The following is a 20,492-nucleotide window of genomic DNA, read 5'->3' as shown; positions in this document are numbered from 1 at the left end:
CATCCTCCCAGGGAGAGCGCCATGCCCACCGCACCCGTCCTGGACTCGACGATCTTCTACCGGGAGGCCGGCCGGGGACCGGTCCCGACGGTCTTCCTGCACGGCAACCCCACGTCGTCGTATCTGTGGCGGCACATCCTGCCCGCCGTCGGAGCGTCCGGCCGGTGCCTGGCACCCGACCTGATCGGCATGGGCGAGTCCGGCAAGCCCGACATCGCCTACGGCTTCGACGACCACGCGCGGTACCTCGACGCCTGGTTCGACGCCCTCGACCTCGACCGGGTCGTGCTGGTCGGCCACGACTGGGGCGGCGCCCTGGCCTTCGACTGGGCCGCCCGCCACCCCGGGCGGGTGCGCGGCATCGCGTTCACCGAGACGATCGTGAAACCGATGTCCTGGGAGGAGTTCCCCGCCGGTGCCCGCCCGCTGTTCGCATCGATGCGGACGCCCGGGACCGGCGAGGCGATGGTGCTGGACCAGAACGCCTTCATCGAGCAGGCGCTGCCGCGCACCGTCCCCGGGCTGAGCGAGGAGGACCTGGCGGTCTACGCCCGGCCCTACCCCACCCGGCGCAGCAGGGTCCCGCTGCTGCGGTGGCCGCGGTCGATGCCGCTGGACGGCGAGCCCGCCGACGTCGTCGCCAGGATCGACGCCTACGACCGGTGGCTGGCCGACAGCGCGGACGTGCCCAAACTCCTGCTCGCCTTCGAACCCGGCGAGAGCACGATGATCAGCGCGCAGATCATCGACTGGTGCGCCGCCCACATCTCCGCGCTGGAGATCGAGACGCACGGAAAGGCCGGCCACCACACCCCCGAGGACCAGCCCGAGGCCATCGCCGCCTCGCTCGTCGCCTGGCTCGACAAGCACGGCCTACTCGCCGGCGGGAAGGGCCGGACATGATGCGCGCGATCCGGCAGCATGCGTTCGGCGGCCCTGAGGAACTGCGGCTGGAGGAGGTCCCCGACCCCCGCCCGGCCGCTGACCAGGTGCGGATCAGGGTCGAGTCGGCAGGCGTCCACCTGCTGGACACCGTCATCCGCCAGGGGAAGGGCGGGCCGCGGGTCGCGTCCCGGCTGCCCATGACACCGGGCCGCGAGGTCGCCGGAACGATCGACGAGGCCGGTGCGGACGCCGGCACCGGCCTCCTCGGCCGCCGCGTCGTGGCCGATCTCGGCCCGGCCGGTGGCGGATACGCCGAACTGGCGCTGGCGCCCGCGGCGGCCGTCCACGTCCTGCCGGACGACGCCGACGCCGACCGCGCCGTGGCGATGGTCGGCACCGGCCGGACGACCATGGCGATCCTCGAACTCGCCGCGCCCGCCGCCGGCGACGTCGTCCTGGTCACCGCGGCCGCCGGCGGGATCGGGACCCTGCTGGTCCAGGCGTGCCGCGCGGCCGGCGCAACGGTCGTCGGCGTCGCAGGCGGCCCCGGGAAGGTGGCGCTCGCCCGCCGGATCGGCGCCGACCACGCCATCGACTACACCCTTCCCGACTGGCCCGACGCGGTAGGCCGGGCACTGGAGGGCAGGCCGGTGACGCTCGTCCTCGACGGCGTCGGCGGCCGGATCGGCCGCAGCGCCCTGGAACTGCTCGGCGTCACCGGGCGCCTGGTGATGTTCGGCTCGTCCTCGGGCTCCCTGACCGAACTGTCGACCGCCGACCTGTTCGGCCGGGGCATCAGCGTCGCCTCCGCCGTCGGCGCACGCATCCTCCAACGCCCGGGCGGCACCCGGACGCTGGAACGCGACGCCCTCGAAGCGCTCGACGAGGGGCGTCTCGTCCCGGTGATCGGTCAGAGGTTCGCCCTCGCGGACGCGGCCGCCGCCCACACCGCCCTGCAATCGCGCGCGAGCACCGGGAAGACGGTCCTGCGGCCGTGACCGGCCATATCCCCTCGGGAAGAGGCATCGTGCATCACCACATCGTGCGTTCGGCCACCGCGGCCGGTCTGGCGACCGGCCTGCTGGCCGCCGTCCCCGCCGCGGCCGGCGCGGCCGAGTCCCCGGCCCGCTGCCGGGACGTCACCGTCCCCGTCTCGCTCAGCCAGGGGCAGGCAGCCCAGTATCGGATCTGGGGCCGGCTCTGCACCCCCGCCGAACGGCCGGCCGGCACGGTGCAGGTGCTGGTATCCGGCCTGAACTACAGCCACGTGTACTGGGACTTCCCGTTCCAGCCCGGTCACTACTCCTACGCCCGCCACGCGAACTCCGCCGGCTATGCGACGTTCGACCTCGACCGCATCGGCATCGGACGCAGTTCGCACCCGGCCGGCTCCGAGGTGACCCTGGAGTCCAACGCCCACACGGTCCATCAGGTGGTCGCCGCGCTGCGCGGCGGTGCGATCGCCGGGCGCCGCTTCGCGACCGTGATGCTCGTCGGCCACTCCTACGGCTCGGAAATCGCCAAACTGGAGGCCGCGACCTACCGCGATGTGGACGCGCTCGTCCTGACCGGCAGCGCGCACGCCATCTCGCCGACGACCGAGCGGCTCCTCGCGCAACTCGGCCAGCCCGTCGACCAGGTACCGCGCCTGGCCGCCGAGGTACCGGCCGGTGACAGCGGCTACGTGACGGTGCAGGACGTCCAGCGTCCCGAGTTCATGTACAACGCGGCCGACGCCGACCCGCGCGTCATCGCGCGCGACATCGCGACGAAGGAGACCAACACCTTCGGGGAGCTCATGACCATCGGCGACGCCGACGCGCCGGGCGTGACCGGGCGGATCACCGTTCCCGTCCTCGTCGGCGACGGGGCCGGCGACAGGCTCGCCTGCGCGCCCGACGCCACCGACTGCTCCTCGGCGGCGACCCTCGCCGCGGCCGAGCGGCCCTTCTACCCGCACGCCCGCCTGGACGCCGTCGTCGTCCCGCACGCCGGTCACGCGATCAACCTGCACCGCAACGCGGCCCTGGCCTACCGCAGCATCATCGCCTGGACCAAGCGCGTCCTCGCCGCCCGAGTGCCGGCCATGCAGGATCCTCCCGGGAACCCACGGTGAAAGGGGGACGGCCCCTGCCGGCGGGGGACTGTTACCTGGTCGTGACCGATGATTTGCGGGGCGGGTGTCGATTCGGCCGGTCGCCGTTCGGCAGAGGGGGTGAGCGCACCGAGGGGTGCCGAACTCCGAGTCCAGGGAGCCTGAGATGACCGCCGTAACCGCCACCGATGACGTCCCCGCCATCGTCCGGGTCCCGTTGCGCGGGCTGCTGCGGACGAACCTGGTCGCCACGGTCCTGGCCGCGGCGGCGACCGAGGCGTTCACCGCCCTCGTCCGGGTCGCGGGCGTGCACCTGGCGGTCGGCGACCCCGGCGGCGGCGCCTCCAGCGTCGTACCGCTCGACCCCGGGGCGTGCGCCATCGCCCTGGTGATGGTCATGGTCTTCGGCTTCGGCCTCGCCGCCCTGATCAACCGGCGCTCGTCCCGCCCGGCCCGCGCCTACACCCTCGCGGCGAGCGCGCTCGCGCTCGTCTCCCTGGCCGCTCCGCTGACCGCCGCGGCCACCTCGACCGGGACGAGGCTGACGCTCGTCGCCGCCCACCTCATCGCGGCCGCCGTCATCGTCCCCCTGGTCGGCCGCCGCCTCAAGGGCGACCGATCGCCCTCGTCACGATAAGAATGACCGCCCACCCAAAAGGAGATCCGACCATGCGATACATGCTGATGCACTACGAGACCGAGGCGATGGAGAAGGGCGTCAAGCCGACACCCGAACAGCAGGCCGCGATCGGTGCGCACATGCAGGAGTCGGCGATGGCGGGGGTCCTGCTCGGCGGCGAGGGCGTCCACCCGAGCTCCTCCGGTGCCCGGCTCGAGATCGAGGACGGGGACGTACGGGTCATCGACGGTCCGTTCGCCGAGGCCAAGGAGCTGATCGGCGGCTTCGCCATCCTGGAGGTCGACTCGCTCGCCGAGGCGGTCGAGCACGCCCGCAAGTTCGCGTTGATCGTCGGTGTGGAGCGGATCGACGTCCGCCGCGTCGTCGAGTTCTCCGACCTGCAGTAGCACCGGGACAGGACTCGACCGTCATGGACACCGGAGACCTCGACGCCACGCTGGCGGCGCTGTGGCGCGTCGAGTCCCCCCGCCTGGTCGCGCGGCTCGTCAGGCTCACCGGCGATCTCGACGCCGCCGAGGAGCTCGCCCAGGACGCCTTCGTCGCCGCCATCGAGAAGTGGCGGCGCGAAGGCGTCCCGGGCAACCCGGCAGGCTGGCTGAACACGACCGCCAGGTTCCTCGCCGTCGACCGGCTCCGGCGACGCGACACCCGCCGGGACAAGTACCACCTCCTCGCCGCCGCGGCGCCGCGGGCCACCGAGGTCGACCTCGACCGGATCGCCGACGGCGACCTGGCCGACGACCTGCTCGGGCTGGTGTTCATGGCCTGCCACCCGATCCTGTCGCCGGACGCCCGGTCGGCGCTCACCCTCAAGGTGGTCTGCGGCCTCACCACCGGCGAGGTCGCCCGGGCCTTCCTCACGCCCGAGCCGACGATCGCCCAGCGCGTCGTCCGCGCCAAACGCACCCTCGCGGCGGCCCGCATCCGCTTCGACCTTCCCGGACCCGACGAGCGCCCGGCCCGCCTCGACGCCGTACGCGAGGTCGTCTACCTGGTGTTCAACGAGGGGTACTCGGCGACCAGCGGCGACAGCTGGGTGCGGCCCGAACTGTGCTCGGAGGCACTGCGCCTGGGCCGGATGCTGGCCGGCCTGACCCCGGACGACACCGAGACCCTCGGCCTCCTGGCGCTGATCGAACTGCAGGCCTCGCGCCTGGCCGCCCGCGTCGGCCCGCACGGCGAACCCGTGCTCCTCATGGACCAGGACCGCACCCGCTGGGACCAGCTGCTGATCCGCCGCGGACTGGCCCTCATCGAGCGGATCGACCGCCTGCGCGGCACCGCGGGGCCCTACGCGCTCCAGGCCGCGATCGCCGCCTGCCACGCCCGCGCCGGCCGCGCCGACGACACCGACTGGCCGCGCATCGCGGCCCTCTACGACGGGCTCGCGCAGATCACCCCGTCACCGGTCGTCGAACTGAACCGCGCCGTCGCGATCGGCCGGGCCTTCGGGCCGCAGGCCGGGCTCGACGTCCTGCGCCCGCTGTTGGACCACCCCGCGATGCGCGACTACCACCTCCTGCCCGCCGTCGCCGGCGACCTGTGCTGCAACGCGGGAGACCACGACCAGGCGCGGCGCCACTTCCTGCGCGCCGCGAGCCTGACCGCCAACACCCGGCAGCGCGCGACCATGCAGCAGCACGCCTCCCGATGCGCCGCCCACGCCGGCCGCGGATGAGCCGCTGCCGGAACGCGCGGCCGGTCAGCCGAGCAGTTCGCTGCGCAGCCGGGTCTTGAGGATCTTCCCGCCGGGGTTGCGGGGCAGCCCCTCCCCGCGGAACCAGAAGTGGACGGGGACCTTGAACGCGGCGATCCGCCCGCGCAGGAACCCCTGGATCTCCTCGGGCGTCGGCGCGGTGCCGGGGCGGGGGACCACGACGGCGCCGACCTCCTCGCCGAGCACGTCGTGGGGGACGCCGATGACGGCGCAGTCGGCGACGGCGGGATGCTCGTAGAGGGCGGCCTCGACCTCGGCGCAGTAGATGTTCTCGCCGCCGCGGATCAGCATGTCCTTGGCGCGGTCGACGATGTAGACGAACCCGTCGGCGTCGACGCGGGCCAGGTCGCCGCTGTGGAACCAGCCGCCGACGAACGCCTGCTCCGTCGCCTCCGGCTTGTTCCAGTACCCCTTGATGACGTTGGGGCCGGCGATGAGCAGCTCGCCGACCTCGCCGGCGGGCAGGTCCTCGCCGGTGGCGGGGTCGACGACCCTGACGTCGCAGACCGCGACGGGCGGGCCGACGCTGTCGGGGTGCTCCAGGTAGTTCACGCCGCCGTTGTAGGTGGTGACCGAGGAGGTCTCGGTGAGGCCGTAGCCGTTGCCGGGGACCCGCTCGGGCAGCCGCTCCTTGATCTTGTCGACGAGCGCGGGCGCGGCGGGCGCGCCGCCGTAGCTGACGCCGGTGAGGCTGGAGGTGTCGTACTTGTCGAAGTCGGGGGAGGTCAGCACCTGCCACGCCATGGTCGGCACCCCGCCGAACCCGGTGACGCGCTCCCGCTCGATCAGCTCCAGCGCCTGGCGCACGTCCCACTTGTACATCAGCACGACGGTGCCGCCCTGCATGGCGCTGGACACCAGCACCGAGTGGCAGCCGGTGGCGTGGAAGAACGGGACGCTCAGCAGGGTGACGCGGGGCTGCGGCCTGGTGAGCTGCTCGACGCTCCCGCCGGCGCGCACGCCGGCCGACAGCAGCCCGTAGGCGAGGCTGACGGGGTTGGTGGTGATGTTGCGGTGGGTGCCGAGGGCGCCCTTGGAGCGTCCGGTGGTGCCGGAGGTGTAGAAGATCGTGGCGTCGTCCTCGGGGCCGATCGCCACGTCCGGCAGGTCCTCGCCGCCGCCGGCCGGCGCCCGCTCCAGGGCGGCCTCGAACGACTCGGCGCCCGCGGGCGGCGCGCCGCCGGGGCGGGCGACCAGCACGGCGACGTCCAGGCCCGGCAGGACGGCGGCGAGGCGTTCGGCGCGCTCGGCGTCGGCGATGAGGACCTTGGCGCCGCTGTCGCGCAGCCCGTACTCCAGCTCGTCGGCGCTCCACCAGGCGTTGAGCGGGACGACGACCGCGCCGGCGACGGCGGCGCCGAAGAACGCCACCGACCATTCGGGGTAGTTGCGCATCGCGATCGCGACCCGGTCGCCCTTGGCGATCCCGTAGGCCCCGGCCAGCAGCCGCCCGAACGCCGCGGCGCGCCGGTAGTGCTCGGCGAAGCTCAGCCGGTCGTCCTCGTAGACCAGGAACGGGGCGTCGCCGTGCCCGCGGGAGAGTTCCAGGATCTCGCGCAGGGTGGTCGGGGCGTTCTTCCAGACGCGGGTCCGCACGCCGCGGACGTCGACCTCGTCCATCTCGAACAGCTGCCCGGGGGCCGTCATCTCGGCCCTGACCTCGGCGATGCTCCTCAGCTCGGGGCTGTTCACCTCACGGCTCTGCACGCGCGCCTCCCGCGGACCACAGCGGCGCGCCGCCGCGCGGCCCGGACACCGAACACGGTTCGGCACGCCGTGGGGCAAACCTATGATTTGTCTCACGCGCCGGTCAACGGCCCGCGGCCCCGCGGCCTCCGCCGGGCGGGGCGTCCGCCGTCTTGGCGCGGACCGTTCCACTCGAAGATCTCCACCTGCGACAATGGGGACATGAGCGAGCGCAAGCCGATCGAGTACTGGCTGTCGGACATGGACGGCGTGCTGGTGCACGAGGGCCACCCCGTCCCCGGCGCCGACGAGTTCATCCGCAGGCTCGCCGCCTCCGGCAAGCCGTTCCTCGTGCTGACCAACAACTCGATCTACACCCGCCGCGACCTGTCGGCGCGGCTGGCCGCGCTCGGGCTGCAGGTCCCGGCCGAGTTCATCTGGACCTCGGCGCTGGCCACCGCCCGGTTCCTGGCCGACCAGCGGCCCGAGGGGTCGGCGTACGTGATCGGGGAGGCGGGGCTGACCACGGCGCTGCACGAGGCCGACTACGTCCTCACCGACATCAGCCCCGACTACGTGGTGCTGGGGGAGACCCGCACCTACAGCTTCTCCCAGATCACCAAGGCGATCCGGCTGATCGAGGGCGGCGCCCGGTTCGTGGCGACCAACCCCGACCCGGTCGGCCCGTCCCAGGAGGGCTCGCTGCCCGCCTGCGGCGCCGTCGCCGCCATGATCACCCGGGCGACGGGGGTGGAGCCGTACTTCGTCGGCAAGCCGAACCCGCTGATGATGCGGACCGCGCTGAACGTCGTCGGCGGGCACAGCGAGCAGACCGCGATGGTCGGGGACCGGATGGACACCGACATCGTCGCGGGCGTGGAGGCGGGCCTGGAGACGATCCTGGTGCTCACGGGGGTGACCCGCAAGGACGAGGTGGGCCGCTTCCCGTTCCGCCCGCACCGGGTGGTGCCCTCCATCGCCGACCTGATCGACCTGATCGACGCCTGACCGCCGCCCGCCCCTGGTGCTGACCGGGGTTCGACGGGGTTCGACCGGGCCCCGTCCGCCGCTCGCCCGCCCGGCCCCGATACGATCAACGCAAGATCAACGACATGTGCCGGGGTCGTGTCCGCGCAGGTCGGGGGCCTGACGGGACGTGGCGGGAGGCGGGCCGCGCGCGCCCGCCGGCCGCCGCCGCGGCGGGCCGCTCCGGTGCCCTCGCCGAGAGCGGAGCACCGTGCACGATCTCCAGGACGATCCCGCCGCGTCACGTCCGCCGCGTCCGGTGAAGGGGCGGCGGCGCGGACGCCGCCGGACGGGCCTGGCCGCGGCCGCCGGCGCCGTCGTGCTGCTGGGCGCGGGCGCCGTCGCCGCCTGGTCGGCGATGGGCCACGATCACGGCGGGGCCCGCCCGCAAACGGCCCGTACGTCATCGGCGCCGTCCCCGCCGCCGTCGCCGTCGAGGCGGCCCGCCGGGAAGACGGGCACGACCGTGGTGCGGGGGCCGGTGGTGAACGGCCGCCGCCAGCCGGTCCGGGTGCGGGTCCCCGAGTCGGCGAGCGGACGCTACGCGGTGGTGCCGGGCAGGGCCGCGCCGCCGCCGGGGTCGCGGGGCACCCTCGTGCGGTACACGGTGGAGGTGGAGCGGGGCCTGCCGATCAGCGGCGCGGACTTCGCGGCGGAGGTGCAGCGGGTGCTGAACGACCCGCGCAGCTGGGGGCACGGCGGCGCGATGCGCTTCGAGCGGGTCGCCCGCGGGCCGGTGCGGTTCCGGGTGGCGCTGTCGAGCCCGGCGATGACCGACCGGATGTGCGCGCCGCTGGTCACCGGCGGGGAGCTGTCGTGCCGGCACGGGGACCGCTCGGTCGTCAACGCCCTGCGCTACGGCCAGGGCGCCGCGTCCTACGGCCGCGACCTGGCCTCCTACCGCGAGTACGTGATCAACCACGAGGTCGGGCACGCGCTCGGCCACGGCCACCGGCAGTGCCCGGGCAAGGGCCGTCCCGCGCCGGTGATGGTGCAGCAGACCAAGTCGCTGTACGGGTGCGCGCCCAACCCGTGGCCGTTCCCCAAGGGCTGACACCGGCCGCCGGCGGGGGTGCGGCGCCTAGACTCGGGCCGACATGCGCATGATCAAAGGCGGGGGCTCCCGCGAGCTGGAGATCCGCCGGTCCCGGTTCGTGTGCACGCTGGCGCGCGCGGCCGGCGAGGCCGAGGCGGTGGAGTTCCTGGCCCGGCACCGCCGCGCGCACCGCGACGCCACCCACAACTGCTCGGCGTACGTGGTGGGCGAGCACGGTGAGATCACCAAGAGCAGCGACGACGGGGAGCCGGCCGGGACGGCGGGGATCCCGATGCTGGAGGTGCTGGTGCGGCGGCGCCTGACCGGCACGGTCGCGGTGGTCACCCGCTACTTCGGCGGGGTGAAGCTGGGCGCGGGCGGGCTGGTGCGCGCCTACGGGCAGGCGGTGTCGGAGGCGATCGACGCGGTCGGGGTGGTGGAGCTGCGGCCGGTGCTGGCGGTGACGGTCCGGGTGGAGCACGCGCTGGCGGGGCGGTTCCTGGGGGATCTGCACGGCCGCGGCGTCCAGCCGTCCGACGTGCGGTACGGGGCGGCGGTGGAGGCGGACGTGGCGGTGCCGGTGGAGGAGGTGGCGGCGTTCGAGGCGTGGGCGGCGCAGGTCACCGCGGGCCGCGCCGCCGTGGTCCGCGGCGCGCCCGGCCACGTGGAGGTCCCGGTCTGACCCGGGTGCGCGTGGCCGAACTCGCGCCGGCCGCCGCGGACCCGCTGGTGAGGCGTTCATCCAGGTCACATCGGGTGGCGTAACAGTGGCGTAATGTGGGTGCGGCATCGTGGGACGAGCGGGCCGCGCCGGGCGCGGGCCGGTGGGAAGGGGGACCGCATGGACGGGACGCCGCGGGCGGACCGGGGCGAGTGGGTGTCGTCGCGGCCGCGGGCCGAGCGCGCCCGCCAGGCCGCCGACGTGCTGCGCCAGCAGATCACCGGCGGCGCGTTCCCCGGCGGGACGCTCCCCGACGAGCGGGAGCTGGGCGAGCGGCTCGGCGCGTCCCGCAACGCCGTCCGCGAGGCGCTGGCGCTGCTGCGCGCGGAGGGCCTGGTCACCCGGCGGCCGGGGGTGGGCACCACGGTGGTGGCGGCCAAGCACGGGCACGGGCTGGACCGGCTCGCCGGGCTGGCCGAGGCGCTGACCGGGCACGGCACGGTCACCAACGAGGTCCGCGAGATCGGCCGGGTCCCGGTGCCGCCGCCGGCGGTGGCGGCCCGGCTGGGGCTGGCGCCCGGCGCCGGCGCGGTCCGGATCGAGCGGCTGCGGCGGCTGGAGGGCGAGCCGCTGTCGCTGGACACCACCTACCTTCCCGGCGACATCGGCGAGGGCCTGCTGAGCCGGCCCGATCTCGCGCGGGAGCTGGCCGGGCGGGACCTGTTCGGGCTGGTGGAGGAGGTCGCCGGGCAGCCGCTGGGCCGGGCCGAGGTGCAGGTGCACGCGGTGGCGGCCGCGGCGGGCACGGCGGCGCTGCTCGGCGTCCCGGCGGGCGCGGCGATCTTCTCGATCGACCGGCTGGCGCATCTGGCCGACGGGCGGCCGGTCGACAGCGAGGCGGTGCACATCCGCGCGGACCGGCTGACGCTGCGCGCCACCCTGTACCGCGCCCCCGCCCCGCCCGGCGCCTGAACCGTCCCCTGGCCGTCTGCCGGGGTTGGCGGGCAGAGGCGCCCGCCCGTGGCCGTGCCGTTGCCGTGTGCGATGTGGGAGGGAGGGGCCGTGGGCGGTCTCGGGATGCCGGTGCTGGCGGGGCTGGCGCTGTTCGGGCTGGTCGCCGGGGTCGGGATCACGGCGGTCGGGCCGGGCGGGGTGCTGGTGACGGTCGGGCTGTTCGCGCTGACCGGGCTGCCGCCGGCGCAGGTGGCGGGGACGGCGATCGTCACGCATGTGGCGACCGGGGCGCTGGCGACCGCCGCCTACACCCGTTCGGGGCAACTGCGCGAGCGCGGCACGCGCCGGACCGCGGCGGTGCTGGCGGCCGCCGCGGTGGCGGGGACGCCGCTGGGGGTGCTGGTCAACAGCGTGGTGCCGGGGCGGGCGTTCGGGATCCTGCTGGGGGCGTTCGTGGCGCTGGTGGCGGCGCTGGTGTGGCGCCGCACCGGCGGCCCCGCCCCCGGCGCGTCCGCCGGCGCCGGTGGTGGCGGCGGGCCGGGGATGCCGCAGGTCGCGGCGGTCGGGTTCGCGGTGGCGGTGGCGAGCGGGGTGTTCGGGATCGGCGGGCCGATGCTGAGCGTGCCGCTGCTGATGGTCCTGGGCACGCCGGTGCTGTCGGCGCTGGCGGCGGCGCAGGCGCAGTCGGTGGTGATCGCGGCGGTGGGGACGGCGGGGTACGCGGCGGCGGGCGCGGTGGACTGGCCGCTGGCGGCGCTGACGGGCGTGCCGGAGCTGGCGGGGGTGCTGCTGGGCTGGATCATCGCCCGCACCGTGCCGGCGGGGGCGCTGACGAGCGCGCTGATCGTCAGCCTGTTCGCGCTCGCCCCCTACCTGGCCCTGCACGGCTGACCGCCGCGGCGGCCGGGCGGGGCTGGGCGCGCAGGCGGCGGAGCATGCGGGCGTCGGTGAACCCGGCGGCGCGGGCGGCGGCGTCGGCGGTGGCGCCCTGCCCGATGAGGTGCTCGGCGTGCTCGAGGCGCAGTTCCTGCTGGTAGCGCAGCGGGGTGAGGCCGGTCGCGGCGGTGAAGCGGCGGGTGAGGGTGCGTTCGCTGACGCCGGCGGCGGCGGCGAGGCCGGCCAGCGGCAGCGGCGCGGTGTAGCGGGCGTCGATGAGGTCCTGGGCGCGGTGGACGGTGTCGCTGAGGTGCGCGCGGTGCCGCAGCATCGCGCTGGCCTGCGGTTCGTCGCCGTTGCGGCGGGCGTAGACGACCATGGAGCGGGCGACGCGCGCGGCGGTGCCGGGGCCGTGCCGGGCGGCGACCAGGTGCAGGGCGAGGTCGATGCCGCTGGCGATGCCGGCGGAGGTGACGACGCGGTCGTCGGTGACGTACAGCACGTCGGGGACGACGGTGGCGCGGGGGTGGCGGCGGGCCAGGTCGTCCTGGATCTCGTGGTGGGTGGTGCAGCGGCGGCCGTCCAGCAGCCCGGCGTGGCCGAGGGCGAACGCGCCGGCGCAGACGCTGGCGACCAGGCCGCCGCGGGCGTGGTGGGCGGCGAGCCGGCGGGCGGTGGCGGCGCCGATGGGCGGGGTGTGGGGGGCTCCGGTGCGCCATCGCCAGCCCGGGACGACGACGATGTCACCGGGTCCGAGGTCGGGCCAGGCGGTGGCGGCCTGCACGGTGAGGCCCTGGGCGCTGGCGACCGCGTCCTGCTCGGCGACGTAGGCGAGCCGGTACCGGGGCGGCGCGACGCCGCGCGGGCCGCCCGCGTGCGCGGCTTGGTGCGTGCCTTGGTGCGCGTCGGTGAGCAGGTCGCCGGCGGCCCAGAACACCTGTGCGGGCCCGGCGAGGTCGAGCAGGTGGACACCGGGGACGAGCAGGAAGACGATCTGGGGCACGATCCGGTCAGCGTACCGGGAGCCCGGCGGTGCCTGCGGCCGGGATGGTGCCGGCGGGCGGGGCGAGGTCGTCGAGCGCGGCGATGGCGGCGAAGCGGCCGGCGAGGGCGTACTCGGTGCGGGCGATGATGTCGGCGGTGGTGAGAGTGGCGGGGTCGGCGAGGATCTCGGCGAGGGGGCGGCCGGGCGGGGCGTCGCGGTGGGCGATGGGGAAGGTGGCGGTGGCGTCGGTGACGAAGGTGACCTGGTAGCCGAGGTCGGCGGCCAGCCGCGCGGTGGTCTCGCAGCACTGCTCGGTCTGGATGCCGCAGACGACGACCTCGCCGACGCCGCCGGCGGTGAGCAGCTGCCGCAGGTTGGTGGTGGTGAAGGCGTTGCGGGAGGTCTTGGTCAGGACCGGTTCGCCGTCGCGGGGATCGAGGCCGTCCATCAGGCGGACGTGGCCGAGGGCGGGGTCGAAGGCGGTGCCGGTGCCGGGTTCGGCGTGCAGGATCCACACCACCAGATCGCCGGCGGCGCGCGCGGCGGCGGCCAGGCGCGCGGCGCGGGCGGCGATGTCGGGCGCCGACACCGCCCGCCAGTTGGGGCGGACCCGGAAGGACTCCTGGACGTCGATGACGAGAAGGGCTCGGTTCATGGCTCTGAGTCTGGCGGCGGGCCTAAGGCGGCGGACAGGCATGATCACGGCGGGATGCGGAACGATCCGGTCAGGAAATCCGGGGCCGCGGCGGGAGGGACCGCGTTCTTCGGGCATTTCGGGGATGACGCGCAGACGCGGACGAGGGGGGATCCGGATGGGGGGAGACGGTCCGGGGGAGGTCCCGGAGCCCGGCGTCCCCGCCACGGCGGAGGCCGCCGGCGCGATGGCGTGCGTGCCGGGGGTCAGCGTCGGGGTGGAGGAGGAGTTCCTGCTGGTGGACCCGGTGTCGGGGGAGTGCGTCCCGGCGGCGGGCCCGGTGCTGGCGGGGGCGGGCGTGCACCGCTTCCGGCACGCCGGGGGCTCCTTCCAGCCCGAGCTGCTGTCCTCGCAGGTGGAGGCGACCACCGGGGTCTGCCGGGAGCTGGAGGGCCTGGGCGCGCAGCTGCGGTACGGGCGGGCGCGGCTGGCGGAGGCGGCGCGGGCCGTGGGGGCGCGGCTGGCGGCGTCAGGGACGCCGGTGCTGTGCCGGGCTGCGCCGCCGCCCGCGCGGGGCGAGCGGTTCGCGCGGATCCTGCGCGCCTACGGGGACGTGGTCGAGGACTACCAGGCGTGCGGCTGCCACGTCCACGTCGGGGTCGCGGGGCGGGACACGGCGGTTGCGGTGGTGAACCATCTGCGGCCCTGGCTGCCGGTACTGCTGGCGCTGTCGGCGAACTCGCCGTTCGACCATGTCCGCGCGCACGCCGGCGACCATCCGCGCCGCTGCGGCGGGTACGGCACCGGGGCGGGGTTCGCCAGCCGGCGGCTGGTGTCGATGGCGCGGTTCCCGGGCGCGGGGATCCCGCCGTGGTCGGCGTCGGCGGCCGAGCACGACCGGCGCGTGGCGGCGCTGGTGGAGGCGGGGGTGCTGGTGGACGAGGCGATGACGTTCTGGCTGGCGCGGCCGTCGCCGCGGTGGCCGACGGTGGAGGTGCGGGTGGCGGACGCGGCGGCGACGGCGGGGGAGGCGGTGCTGCAGGCGGCGCTGGTGCGGGGCCTGGTCGCCACCGCGCTGGCGGACCTGGCGGCGGGACGGGAGGCGCCGCCGGTGGACGCCCAGGTGTGCACGGCCGCACTGTGGGCGGCCGGCCGCAACGCGATGGCGGGCCCGGCGGTGGACGCGCTGACCGGCCGCGCGGCGCCGCCGTGGCGGCTGGTGGACGACCTGGTCGCGCGGATCGCCCCCGCGCTGGAGGACACCGGAGATCTGAAGAGGGTGTTCACGCTGGTGGAGCGGGTGCGGCGGGCGGGAACCGGCGCCGACCGGCAGCGCCGCGCGGCCGCCGGGACGGGCGGGGCGCGCGGCGTGGTGGACATGCTCGTCGGCCAGACCTGCGCCGACCTGCCGCCGGTCGCGGACGAGCCGGACGCGGGCGGCGACGAGCCCGGGGTGCCGGTCGTGGAGCGCGGCGGCGGCTAGCCGCCGAGGCTGTCGAGGGCGGTGTCGAGGCGCTGGGCGAGGCGTTCGAGCTGCTCGTCGTTGGCGCCGGTGTCGAGTTCGGCGATGACGGCGTCCCGCGTGGTGATCACCAGCGCGTCGTCGGCCTCGTCGCGTCCGGCGGGGGTGGTCGGCACGACGGCGGCCCGCCCGCCGACGACGACGAGCGCGGCGTCGCGGTCGGTGGAGGCCAGCAGCTCGTGCAGATGGGCTGGTGTGATCGTCGGCATTCGTGACTCCTGCGAGGTGATCGGGCTGGCGGTGGTCGGCTGCGGGCCGGGGCGGTGTGTGCGGCGGGTCAGGGTTTGCGGCCGACGCCGGTGGCGACCTCGTGGACGCGGGCCGGGCCGCCGGCGTCGGGCGACATCGGCGGGGTGTCGCGTCCGGCGCCGGTGCGCAGGCCCTCCAGGAACGCGGCCATCGCGTCGCGGGAGGTGTGCCGGGGCGTCCAGCCGAGCTCGCCGCGGGCCCGCGCGGTGTCCATGATCGGCACCTGCAGGGCCAGGTCGAACAGGCCGGGCGAGGCCGGGACCAGATGCAGGTTCCACGCGGCGGCCAGCGCGGCGCGCACGGCGCGGGCGGGGACGCGGACGGTCCGGGCGCCGAGCAGGCCGGCGAGCTCGCCCGGGTCGATGACGGGGTCGGCGGCGATGTTGAAGGCGCCGCGGGCGTCGCCGAGCGCGGCGAGCGCGAACGCCTGCCCGGCGTCGGCGGAGTGCAGGGCCTGGAAGCGCAGACCGGGCAGGTCGGGCACGACCGGGACCAGACCGGGGCGGGCGAGCCGCCCGGGCAGCAGCGGACCGGCGAACAGGCGGCGCTGCTGGGCGGCGCTCTGGCGTTCGAAGATGAACCCGGGCCGGATCCGCACGACGCGGGTTTCGGGGTTGCGGGCCTCGAAGACGTCCAGGAGCCGTTCGACGTAGGCCTTCTCGCGGCTGTAGGCGGCGCCGGGCCACCCGTGGGTGGGCCAGGACTCGTCGACGGCGCGGTCCTTGGGGCCGGGGGAGTAGGCGCCGACCGAGGACGCCACCACCAGGGCCGGGACCCCGGCGGCCGCGACCGCGTCCAGCACCCGGGTGGTGCCGACGACGTTGGAGTCCCAGGTGACGGCGGGCCGGTGCGTGGGCTGGAACAGCCACGCCAGGTGGATCACCGCGTCGGCGCCGCGCAGCAGGGGGACCAGGTCGGAGTCGGTGACGTCGGCCTCGGCCCATTCGACCCGGCCGCCCCCGGCGGCCTGGTCGCCGTGCGGGCCCGGTCCCCGGCGCGACACCCCCACGATGGAGGTGACGCGGGAGTCGGCGGCGAGCGCCTCGACGGTGCTGGTGCCGATGTTCCCGGTGGCTCCGGTCACGACGACCCGCATGGTGTCTCCCCCTCAGTCGTCCCAGCAGGTGGACGGCCCATTCCCGCCACAGGCCGCTCTACACGCGCCCATCAGGTGCGCGGCCCGGGCGCGCCGGGGGACCGGGTCACCCCGCGGGCGACTCCGGCGGCCCGTCCGGACGGCAGTGCCGGCACGGCCGGTACCCCGCCGCCCGGGCGGCGGCCAGGTCCCGGAAACCGCGCCGGTGCGACGGCGCGATCCGGCGGGCGTCGGCGCAGGTCGGGAAGCACACGATCCCCGTGGTGTCGCTGCCGACCAGCCGCACCCCGCGCCGCGCCAGCCCCTCGACCTCGTCGACGTCGACGTCCTCGGCGCGCAGCAGCCGCTCCTTGGCCGCCGCCCCGAACACGTACTCGCCCAGCGACCCGTCCGACCGCGTCACCCGGTGGCAGGGGATCAGCAGCGGCACCGGGTTGCGGCCCAGCGCCGACCCGACCGCCCGCACCGCCTTCGGGCGCCCCGCCAGCCGCGCCACCCACGCGTACGGGCGGGTCTGCCCGCGCGGGATCGCCGCCGCGGCCCGCAGCACCGCCGCCTCGAACGCGCTCAGCCCCCGCAGGTCCAGCGGCAGATCACCGAGCCGCCCCGACCGCAACGCCGGCACCAGCCCGGCGGGCGGCGCGTCGGCGGCCAGCAGCGGCCGCGCGAACCGCTGCCGGAACGCCCCGGCGAACTCCCGCTCGTCCATCCCCGCCCGCACGAACGCCACACCCCGGTCGGTGAACGCCACCCGCAGGTCCTCCAGCGGGCCGTCCACCCGGACGCGGCGCGCGGCGATCCGGTCCAGCAGCGCGGGCGGCGCGTCGGCGGCCAGCCCGGCAAGTCCCGCCAGCACCCGGTCGGTGGGCTCCATCGCCGACAGCGCGTCGGACGTGGAATCGGTACCGCTCATCGGACCCCTCCTCGCTCCCGGTCATCGTCCACCGGCCCGCCGCGCCGCGCCGCCCGGCCCCGCGGATCCGCCTGCCCGCGCATGTCCGCCTCGGCGTGCAGCCGGCGCAGCCGGGCCAGGCCCCGCGACACATGCGACTTCACCGTGCCCTCCGGCACCCCCATCACCTCCGCGATCTCCGCCACCGGCAGGTCGGTGACGTGCCGCAGCACCACCGCGGCGCGCTGCGCGGCGGGCAGCTCGGCCAGCAGCCCCGCCAGTTCCCGCCCCGTCTCATGCCGCGCCGCCGCGTCCTCCACGCCCTCGGCCGGATCGGGCGGGTCCGGTGCGTCCTCCAGCGGGCCCGGCGGCGGCTTGCGCGCCGCCGTCCGCAGCCCGTTGCGCCACACGTTCGTCAGGATCGTCAGCAGCCACGCCCGCGGCCGCAGGTCCGCGATCCGCTCCGGCCCGTACCCGCACAGCGCCCGGTAGGCGCGCAGGAACGCCTCGGCGGCCAGGTCCTCGGCCTCCGCCCACCGCCCGCACAACCGCAGCGCCGTGGAGAACACCGCGCCCCGGTACGCCTCGTACATCGCGGCGAACCCGGCGTCCAGGTCGCCCGACAGCGCCGCGACGACGTGCGCGCACGCCGGATCGATCCCGCGCCCGCCGTCCCCGCGATCGCCGCCGTCCGCGGCGGTGGAAGGGGCGCCGGGCCGGATCACAACCTCCTCGGTAACCGTCACATCCCTATCAACACCGCCGCGCCCCGCCCCGTTGCGGTCCGTCGCCACGCCTCCACGCCCCTCGCGGCGCTGTCAGCCGAGCCAGCCGGGACGGATCATCCCCGACTCGTAGGCCAGCACCACCAGCTGCGCCCGGTCCCGCGCCCCCAGCTTGGCCAGAATGCGGCTGACGTGCGTCTTGGCCGTCGCCGGCGACAGCACCAGCCGCTCGGCGATCTCCTCGTTCGACAGGCCCTGCGCCACCAGCTCCAGCACCTCCCGCTCGCGCGCCGTCAGCGCGTCCAGCTTCACCGCGGGCGGCGGCGCGGTGATCCGGGAGGCGAACTCGGCGATCAGCCGCCGCGTCACCGCCGGCGCCAGCAGCGCGTCGCCCCGCGCCACCACCCGCACCCCGTGGATCAGCTCCGGCGGCTCGGTGTCCTTCACCAGGAACCCGCTCGCCCCCGCCTTGATCGCCCCGTACACGTACTCGTCCAGGTCGAACGTCGTCAGGATCACCACCTTGACGCCGTCCAGGGCCGGGTCGGACACGATCCGCCGGGTCGCCTCCAGCCCGTCCAGCACCGGCATCCGCACGTCCATCAGCACCACGTCCGGGCGCAGCTCGCGCGCCAGCCGCACCGCCCGCTCGCCGTCCCCGGCCTCGGCGAGGATCTCGATGTCGTCCTCGCCCTCCAGGATCGACCGGAACCCGGCCCGCACCAGCGTCTGGTCGTCGGCCAGCACCACCCCGATCACGAGTCCTCCCGCATCGCCCGCCCCGGCTTCGCGTCCGCCACCTGTTCTCCTCCGCCCGTCACCGCCCGCGCGACACCCGCCCCACGGTAGCGGCCCCTGACTTTCGGCAGTATCACCCCAGATCACCGGCTTGTACCGTGGGCCGGGTGAACGACCCGGCCACCACCACCGTCCCGCCGCGCCCGGGGGAGCGCCCCGCCACCGGACCCGGCGGTCCCACCGAACCGGACAGCCGCGCCGTCCGCTCGCTTCGCGCCGGATACGGGCGGCTGCGCGCCGCCGTACACCGGCCCCGCCGCTCCCTGCTGATCAAAGACGTCGTGCTGGGGACGGTCCTGGCGCTGCCCGTCGCGTTCAGCCTGCTCTCCCCAGCCGAGCCGGCGAGCCCCGCCTGGTGGCTGCAGATCGCCGGGCTCGGCGCCCTGGCCGCCGCCGTCGCCGTCTCCCGCACCTGGCCGGCCACCGCGCTCATCACCGCCACCACCCTCACCGCCCTGCACGGCAACTTCGCCTTCGCCGTCCCCGTCATGTCCTACCTGGCCGGACTGCGCAGCGCCCGCGCCCGCACGGTGCTGTGGGGCTTCACCACCGTGTTCGCCGCCGGCACCCTGCTCAACATCGTCCGCGGCATCGACGTCACCAGCTGGTTCCCGCTGACGATCTGGCTGGTCCTGCTCGGCGTACTGCCCTGGCTCGCCGGACGCTACTGGCGGCAGTACCGCGAACTCCTGCACGCCGGCTGGGAACGCGCCGACCGCCTCGAACGCGAGCAGCACCTCACCGCCGAACGCGAACGCCTGCGCGAACGCGCCCGCATCGCCCAGGACATGCACGACACCCTCGGCCACGAACTCGCCCTCATCGCCGTCCGCGCCGGCGCCCTCCAGGTCGCCTCCGGCCTGAACGACCGGCACCGCGCCGCCGCAGCCGAACTGCGCGCCGGCGCCGCCGACGCCACCGAGCACCTCCGCGAGATCATCGGCGTCCTGCGCGACGACACCACCCGCCGCACCGGCCCGGGGGAGAGCACCACCTCCGGCCCCGGCCCGGACGGCGTCGACGCCCGAGACGTCGACGCCGCTACCGGTGACGCCCCCGTCCGGCCCGCCCACGAAAGCGTCCACGACCTCGTCGAACGCGCCCGCGCCTCCGGCGTCCCCGTCCACCTGGACACCGGCGCCCCCCGCACCGGCTCCGACCCCGCGCCCCTCCCGCCGATGATCGCGCTCGCCGCGCACCGCATCGTCCAGGAAGCCATCACCAACGCCGCCAAACACGCCCCCGGCGCACCCATCACCGTCACCCTCACCCGCCGCCCTCATCGCCGCCCTCGGCGCCGTCATGCTCGGCTACTACGCCTACGCCACCCTCAACTCCGTCCTGCGCCCCGCCGACTACGCCGCCCTTCGCCTCGGCGACACCCGCGCCGACATCGGGCACGTCATCCCGCCCATGCAGGCCACCGAAGCCGGCGACGTCCGCGCCCGCGTCCCCGAACCGCCCGCCGCCGACTGCCGCTACTACCGGCCCACCGCCAACCTGCTCGGCACCGGCCACCTGTACCGCCTGTGCTTCCGCGACGGCCGCCTCATCGCCAAGAACTCCTACAGCACCGCCGACCCCGACCCCGCGAAAGGCCACGAGTGATCCGCGTCCTGCTCGCCGACGACGAGGCCATGATCCGCGCGGGCGTCCGCGCCATCCTGTCCGCCGACCCCGGCATCGACGTCGTCGCCGAGGCCGGCGACGGCCGCGAGGCCGTCGACCTCACCCTCGCCCACCACCCCGACGTCGCGCTCCTCGACATCCGCATGCCCCGCATGGACGGCCTCGCCGCCGCCGACGAACTGCGCCGCGTCGCCCCCGCCACCGCCGTCGCCGTCCTCACCACCTTCGGCGAGGACGACTACATCGCCCGCGCCCTGTCCGGCGGCGCCAGCGGCTTCCTCCTCAAATCCGGCGACCCCCACGAACTCATCGCCGGCGTCCGCGCCGTCGCCGCCGGCGCCGCGTTCCTGTCGCCCAAGGTCGCCCACCGCGTCATCACCGAACTG

21 protein-coding genes and 1 pseudogene are annotated in these 20,492 nt (G+C 75.8%); 14 read left to right on the top strand and 8 right to left on the bottom strand.

All coding sequences use genetic code 11. The features are described from left to right. The first annotated feature begins 21 nt into the window (after positions 1-21). The 6 genes from ACA514_RS43515 to ACA514_RS43490 all read left to right on the top strand — a co-directional run bounded on the left by ACA514_RS43515 (position 22) and on the right by ACA514_RS43490 (position 5,298). A complete protein-coding gene (locus ACA514_RS43515; protein ID WP_375047339.1) occupies positions 22-903 on the top strand; it encodes a haloalkane dehalogenase in 882 nt (293 codons plus the stop codon). Next, the gene (locus tag ACA514_RS43510) at positions 900-1,883 is read left to right on the top strand and encodes a zinc-binding dehydrogenase (protein WP_375047338.1); all 984 of its coding nucleotides are present in this window, start codon (positions 900-902) and stop codon (positions 1,881-1,883) included. Before ACA514_RS43515 ends, ACA514_RS43510 begins: the two co-directional genes overlap by 4 nt. A gap of 44 nt (positions 1,884-1,927) precedes the next feature. Further along, positions 1,928-3,001, top strand: coding sequence for an alpha/beta hydrolase (locus tag ACA514_RS43505; RefSeq protein ID WP_375047337.1), 1,074 nt, complete (start codon positions 1,928-1,930; stop codon positions 2,999-3,001). Positions 3,002-3,146: 145 nt separating this feature from the next. Then, a complete protein-coding gene (locus ACA514_RS43500; RefSeq protein ID WP_375047336.1) occupies positions 3,147-3,617 on the top strand; it encodes a DUF6069 family protein in 471 nt (156 codons plus the stop codon). A gap of 32 nt (positions 3,618-3,649) precedes the next feature. Beyond that, positions 3,650-4,006, top strand: coding sequence for a YciI family protein (locus ACA514_RS43495; RefSeq protein WP_375047335.1), 357 nt, complete (start codon positions 3,650-3,652; stop codon positions 4,004-4,006). Between the two features lie 23 nt (positions 4,007-4,029). Next, positions 4,030-5,298 (top strand): RNA polymerase sigma factor, encoded by a 1,269-nt coding sequence (locus ACA514_RS43490; RefSeq protein WP_375047334.1) that lies wholly within the window; start codon positions 4,030-4,032, stop codon positions 5,296-5,298. 24 nt (positions 5,299-5,322) lie between these two features. Here ACA514_RS43490 and ACA514_RS43485 read toward each other — a convergent pair whose 3' ends face one another. Next, positions 5,323-7,044 carry a class I adenylate-forming enzyme family protein gene (locus ACA514_RS43485; protein WP_375047333.1) on the bottom strand — a complete coding sequence of 574 codons (1,722 nt, stop codon included), beginning with the start codon at positions 7,042-7,044 and terminating at the stop codon, positions 5,323-5,325. A gap of 201 nt (positions 7,045-7,245) precedes the next feature. On the opposite strand from ACA514_RS43485, the gene ACA514_RS43480 reads away from it, so the two are divergent. The 5 genes from ACA514_RS43480 (at position 7,246) to ACA514_RS43460 (ending at position 11,591) form a co-directional block, all read left to right on the top strand. Next, positions 7,246-8,031 carry an HAD-IIA family hydrolase gene (locus tag ACA514_RS43480; RefSeq protein ID WP_375047332.1) on the top strand — a complete coding sequence of 262 codons (786 nt, stop codon included), beginning with the start codon at positions 7,246-7,248 and terminating at the stop codon, positions 8,029-8,031. 229 nt (positions 8,032-8,260) lie between these two features. Further along, the gene (locus ACA514_RS43475; RefSeq protein ID WP_375047331.1) at positions 8,261-9,103 is read left to right on the top strand and encodes a DUF3152 domain-containing protein; all 843 of its coding nucleotides are present in this window, start codon (positions 8,261-8,263) and stop codon (positions 9,101-9,103) included. A gap of 43 nt (positions 9,104-9,146) precedes the next feature. Next, complete coding sequence (locus tag ACA514_RS43470) at positions 9,147-9,767, top strand: YigZ family protein (RefSeq protein WP_375047330.1); 621 nt, start codon at positions 9,147-9,149, stop codon at positions 9,765-9,767. 159 nt (positions 9,768-9,926) lie between these two features. Further along, a complete protein-coding gene (locus ACA514_RS43465) occupies positions 9,927-10,718 on the top strand; it encodes a GntR family transcriptional regulator (protein WP_375047329.1) in 792 nt (263 codons plus the stop codon). Positions 10,719-10,808: 90 nt separating this feature from the next. Beyond that, positions 10,809-11,591: a sulfite exporter TauE/SafE family protein gene (locus ACA514_RS43460; protein WP_375047328.1), complete on the top strand. Its 783-nt coding sequence runs from the start codon at positions 10,809-10,811 to the stop codon at positions 11,589-11,591. On the opposite strand, the gene ACA514_RS43455 is transcribed toward ACA514_RS43460, so the two are convergent. Together ACA514_RS43455 and ACA514_RS43450 are read right to left on the bottom strand one after the other, a co-directional pair. Continuing rightward, positions 11,548-12,579 carry a GlxA family transcriptional regulator gene (locus ACA514_RS43455; RefSeq protein WP_375047327.1) on the bottom strand — a complete coding sequence of 344 codons (1,032 nt, stop codon included), beginning with the start codon at positions 12,577-12,579 and terminating at the stop codon, positions 11,548-11,550. The two genes, ACA514_RS43460 and ACA514_RS43455, sit on opposite strands and share 44 nt — an antisense overlap. 7 nt (positions 12,580-12,586) lie before the next feature. Beyond that, positions 12,587-13,216: an isochorismatase family protein gene (locus ACA514_RS43450; protein WP_375047326.1), complete on the bottom strand. Its 630-nt coding sequence runs from the start codon at positions 13,214-13,216 to the stop codon at positions 12,587-12,589. 157 nt (positions 13,217-13,373) lie between these two features. Here ACA514_RS43450 and ACA514_RS43445 point away from each other — a divergent pair, with 157 nt between their 5' ends. Further along, on the top strand, positions 13,374-14,678 hold the full coding sequence (locus tag ACA514_RS43445) for a glutamate--cysteine ligase (RefSeq protein ID WP_375047325.1): 1,305 nt from the start codon (positions 13,374-13,376) through the stop codon (positions 14,676-14,678). Here the strand turns inward: ACA514_RS43445 and ACA514_RS43440 are convergent. The 5 genes from ACA514_RS43440 to ACA514_RS43420 form a co-directional block, all read right to left on the bottom strand. Beyond that, the gene (locus tag ACA514_RS43440; RefSeq protein ID WP_375047324.1) at positions 14,675-14,926 is read right to left on the bottom strand and encodes a hypothetical protein; all 252 of its coding nucleotides are present in this window, start codon (positions 14,924-14,926) and stop codon (positions 14,675-14,677) included. The genes ACA514_RS43445 and ACA514_RS43440 overlap by 4 nt on opposite strands. A 68-nt stretch (positions 14,927-14,994) precedes the next feature. Next, positions 14,995-16,062 carry an NAD-dependent epimerase/dehydratase family protein gene (locus ACA514_RS43435; protein ID WP_375047323.1) on the bottom strand — a complete coding sequence of 356 codons (1,068 nt, stop codon included), beginning with the start codon at positions 16,060-16,062 and terminating at the stop codon, positions 14,995-14,997. Between the two features lie 106 nt (positions 16,063-16,168). After that, positions 16,169-16,975, bottom strand: a complete 807-nt coding sequence (locus ACA514_RS43430) for a methylated-DNA--[protein]-cysteine S-methyltransferase (RefSeq protein ID WP_375047322.1) — start codon at positions 16,973-16,975, stop codon at positions 16,169-16,171. After that, the gene (locus tag ACA514_RS43425) at positions 16,972-17,679 is read right to left on the bottom strand and encodes an RNA polymerase sigma factor (protein ID WP_375047321.1); all 708 of its coding nucleotides are present in this window, start codon (positions 17,677-17,679) and stop codon (positions 16,972-16,974) included. Before ACA514_RS43425 ends, ACA514_RS43430 begins: the two co-directional genes overlap by 4 nt. Positions 17,680-17,772: 93 nt before the next feature. After that, complete coding sequence (locus ACA514_RS43420; protein WP_375047320.1) at positions 17,773-18,438, bottom strand: response regulator; 666 nt, start codon at positions 18,436-18,438, stop codon at positions 17,773-17,775. Between the two features lie 527 nt (positions 18,439-18,965). Between ACA514_RS43420 and ACA514_RS43415 the strand changes: the two are divergent. Together ACA514_RS43415 and ACA514_RS43410 are read left to right on the top strand one after the other, a co-directional pair. Further along, positions 18,966-19,424 (top strand): annotated as a pseudogene (locus ACA514_RS43415) (histidine kinase); the annotation flags it as partial. A gap of 657 nt (positions 19,425-20,081) precedes the next feature. Further along, a partial coding sequence (locus tag ACA514_RS43410) for a response regulator transcription factor (RefSeq protein WP_375047390.1) occupies positions 20,082-20,492 on the top strand: 411 nt, incomplete at its 3' end.

The sequence above is a fragment of the Actinomadura sp. NTSP31 genome (assembly GCF_041951385.1).
Lineage (GTDB): Bacteria > Actinomycetota > Actinomycetes > Streptosporangiales > Streptosporangiaceae > Spirillospora > Spirillospora napierensis.
This window is presented reverse-complemented; position numbering and strand designations above follow the sequence as displayed.

Coding starts and splice junctions, on each gene's coding strand:
- ACA514_RS43510 (WP_375047338.1), top strand. CDS start 900: ATGATGCGCGCGATCCGGCAGCATGCGTTCGGCGGCCCTGAGGAACTG.
- ACA514_RS43465 (WP_375047329.1), top strand. CDS start 9,927: ATGGACGGGACGCCGCGGGCGGACCGGGGCGAGTGGGTGTCGTCGCGG.
- ACA514_RS43500 (WP_375047336.1), top strand. CDS start 3,147: ATGACCGCCGTAACCGCCACCGATGACGTCCCCGCCATCGTCCGGGTC.
- ACA514_RS43430 (WP_375047322.1), bottom strand. CDS start 16,975: ATGAGCGGTACCGATTCCACGTCCGACGCGCTGTCGGCGATGGAGCCC.
- ACA514_RS43445 (WP_375047325.1), top strand. CDS start 13,374: ATGGGGGGAGACGGTCCGGGGGAGGTCCCGGAGCCCGGCGTCCCCGCC.
- ACA514_RS43480 (WP_375047332.1), top strand. CDS start 7,246: ATGAGCGAGCGCAAGCCGATCGAGTACTGGCTGTCGGACATGGACGGC.
- ACA514_RS43470 (WP_375047330.1), top strand. CDS start 9,147: ATGCGCATGATCAAAGGCGGGGGCTCCCGCGAGCTGGAGATCCGCCGG.
- ACA514_RS43495 (WP_375047335.1), top strand. CDS start 3,650: ATGCGATACATGCTGATGCACTACGAGACCGAGGCGATGGAGAAGGGC.
- ACA514_RS43450 (WP_375047326.1), bottom strand. CDS start 13,216: ATGAACCGAGCCCTTCTCGTCATCGACGTCCAGGAGTCCTTCCGGGTC.
- ACA514_RS43515 (WP_375047339.1), top strand. CDS start 22: ATGCCCACCGCACCCGTCCTGGACTCGACGATCTTCTACCGGGAGGCC.
- ACA514_RS43435 (WP_375047323.1), bottom strand. CDS start 16,062: ATGCGGGTCGTCGTGACCGGAGCCACCGGGAACATCGGCACCAGCACC.
- ACA514_RS43490 (WP_375047334.1), top strand. CDS start 4,030: ATGGACACCGGAGACCTCGACGCCACGCTGGCGGCGCTGTGGCGCGTC.
- ACA514_RS43440 (WP_375047324.1), bottom strand. CDS start 14,926: ATGCCGACGATCACACCAGCCCATCTGCACGAGCTGCTGGCCTCCACC.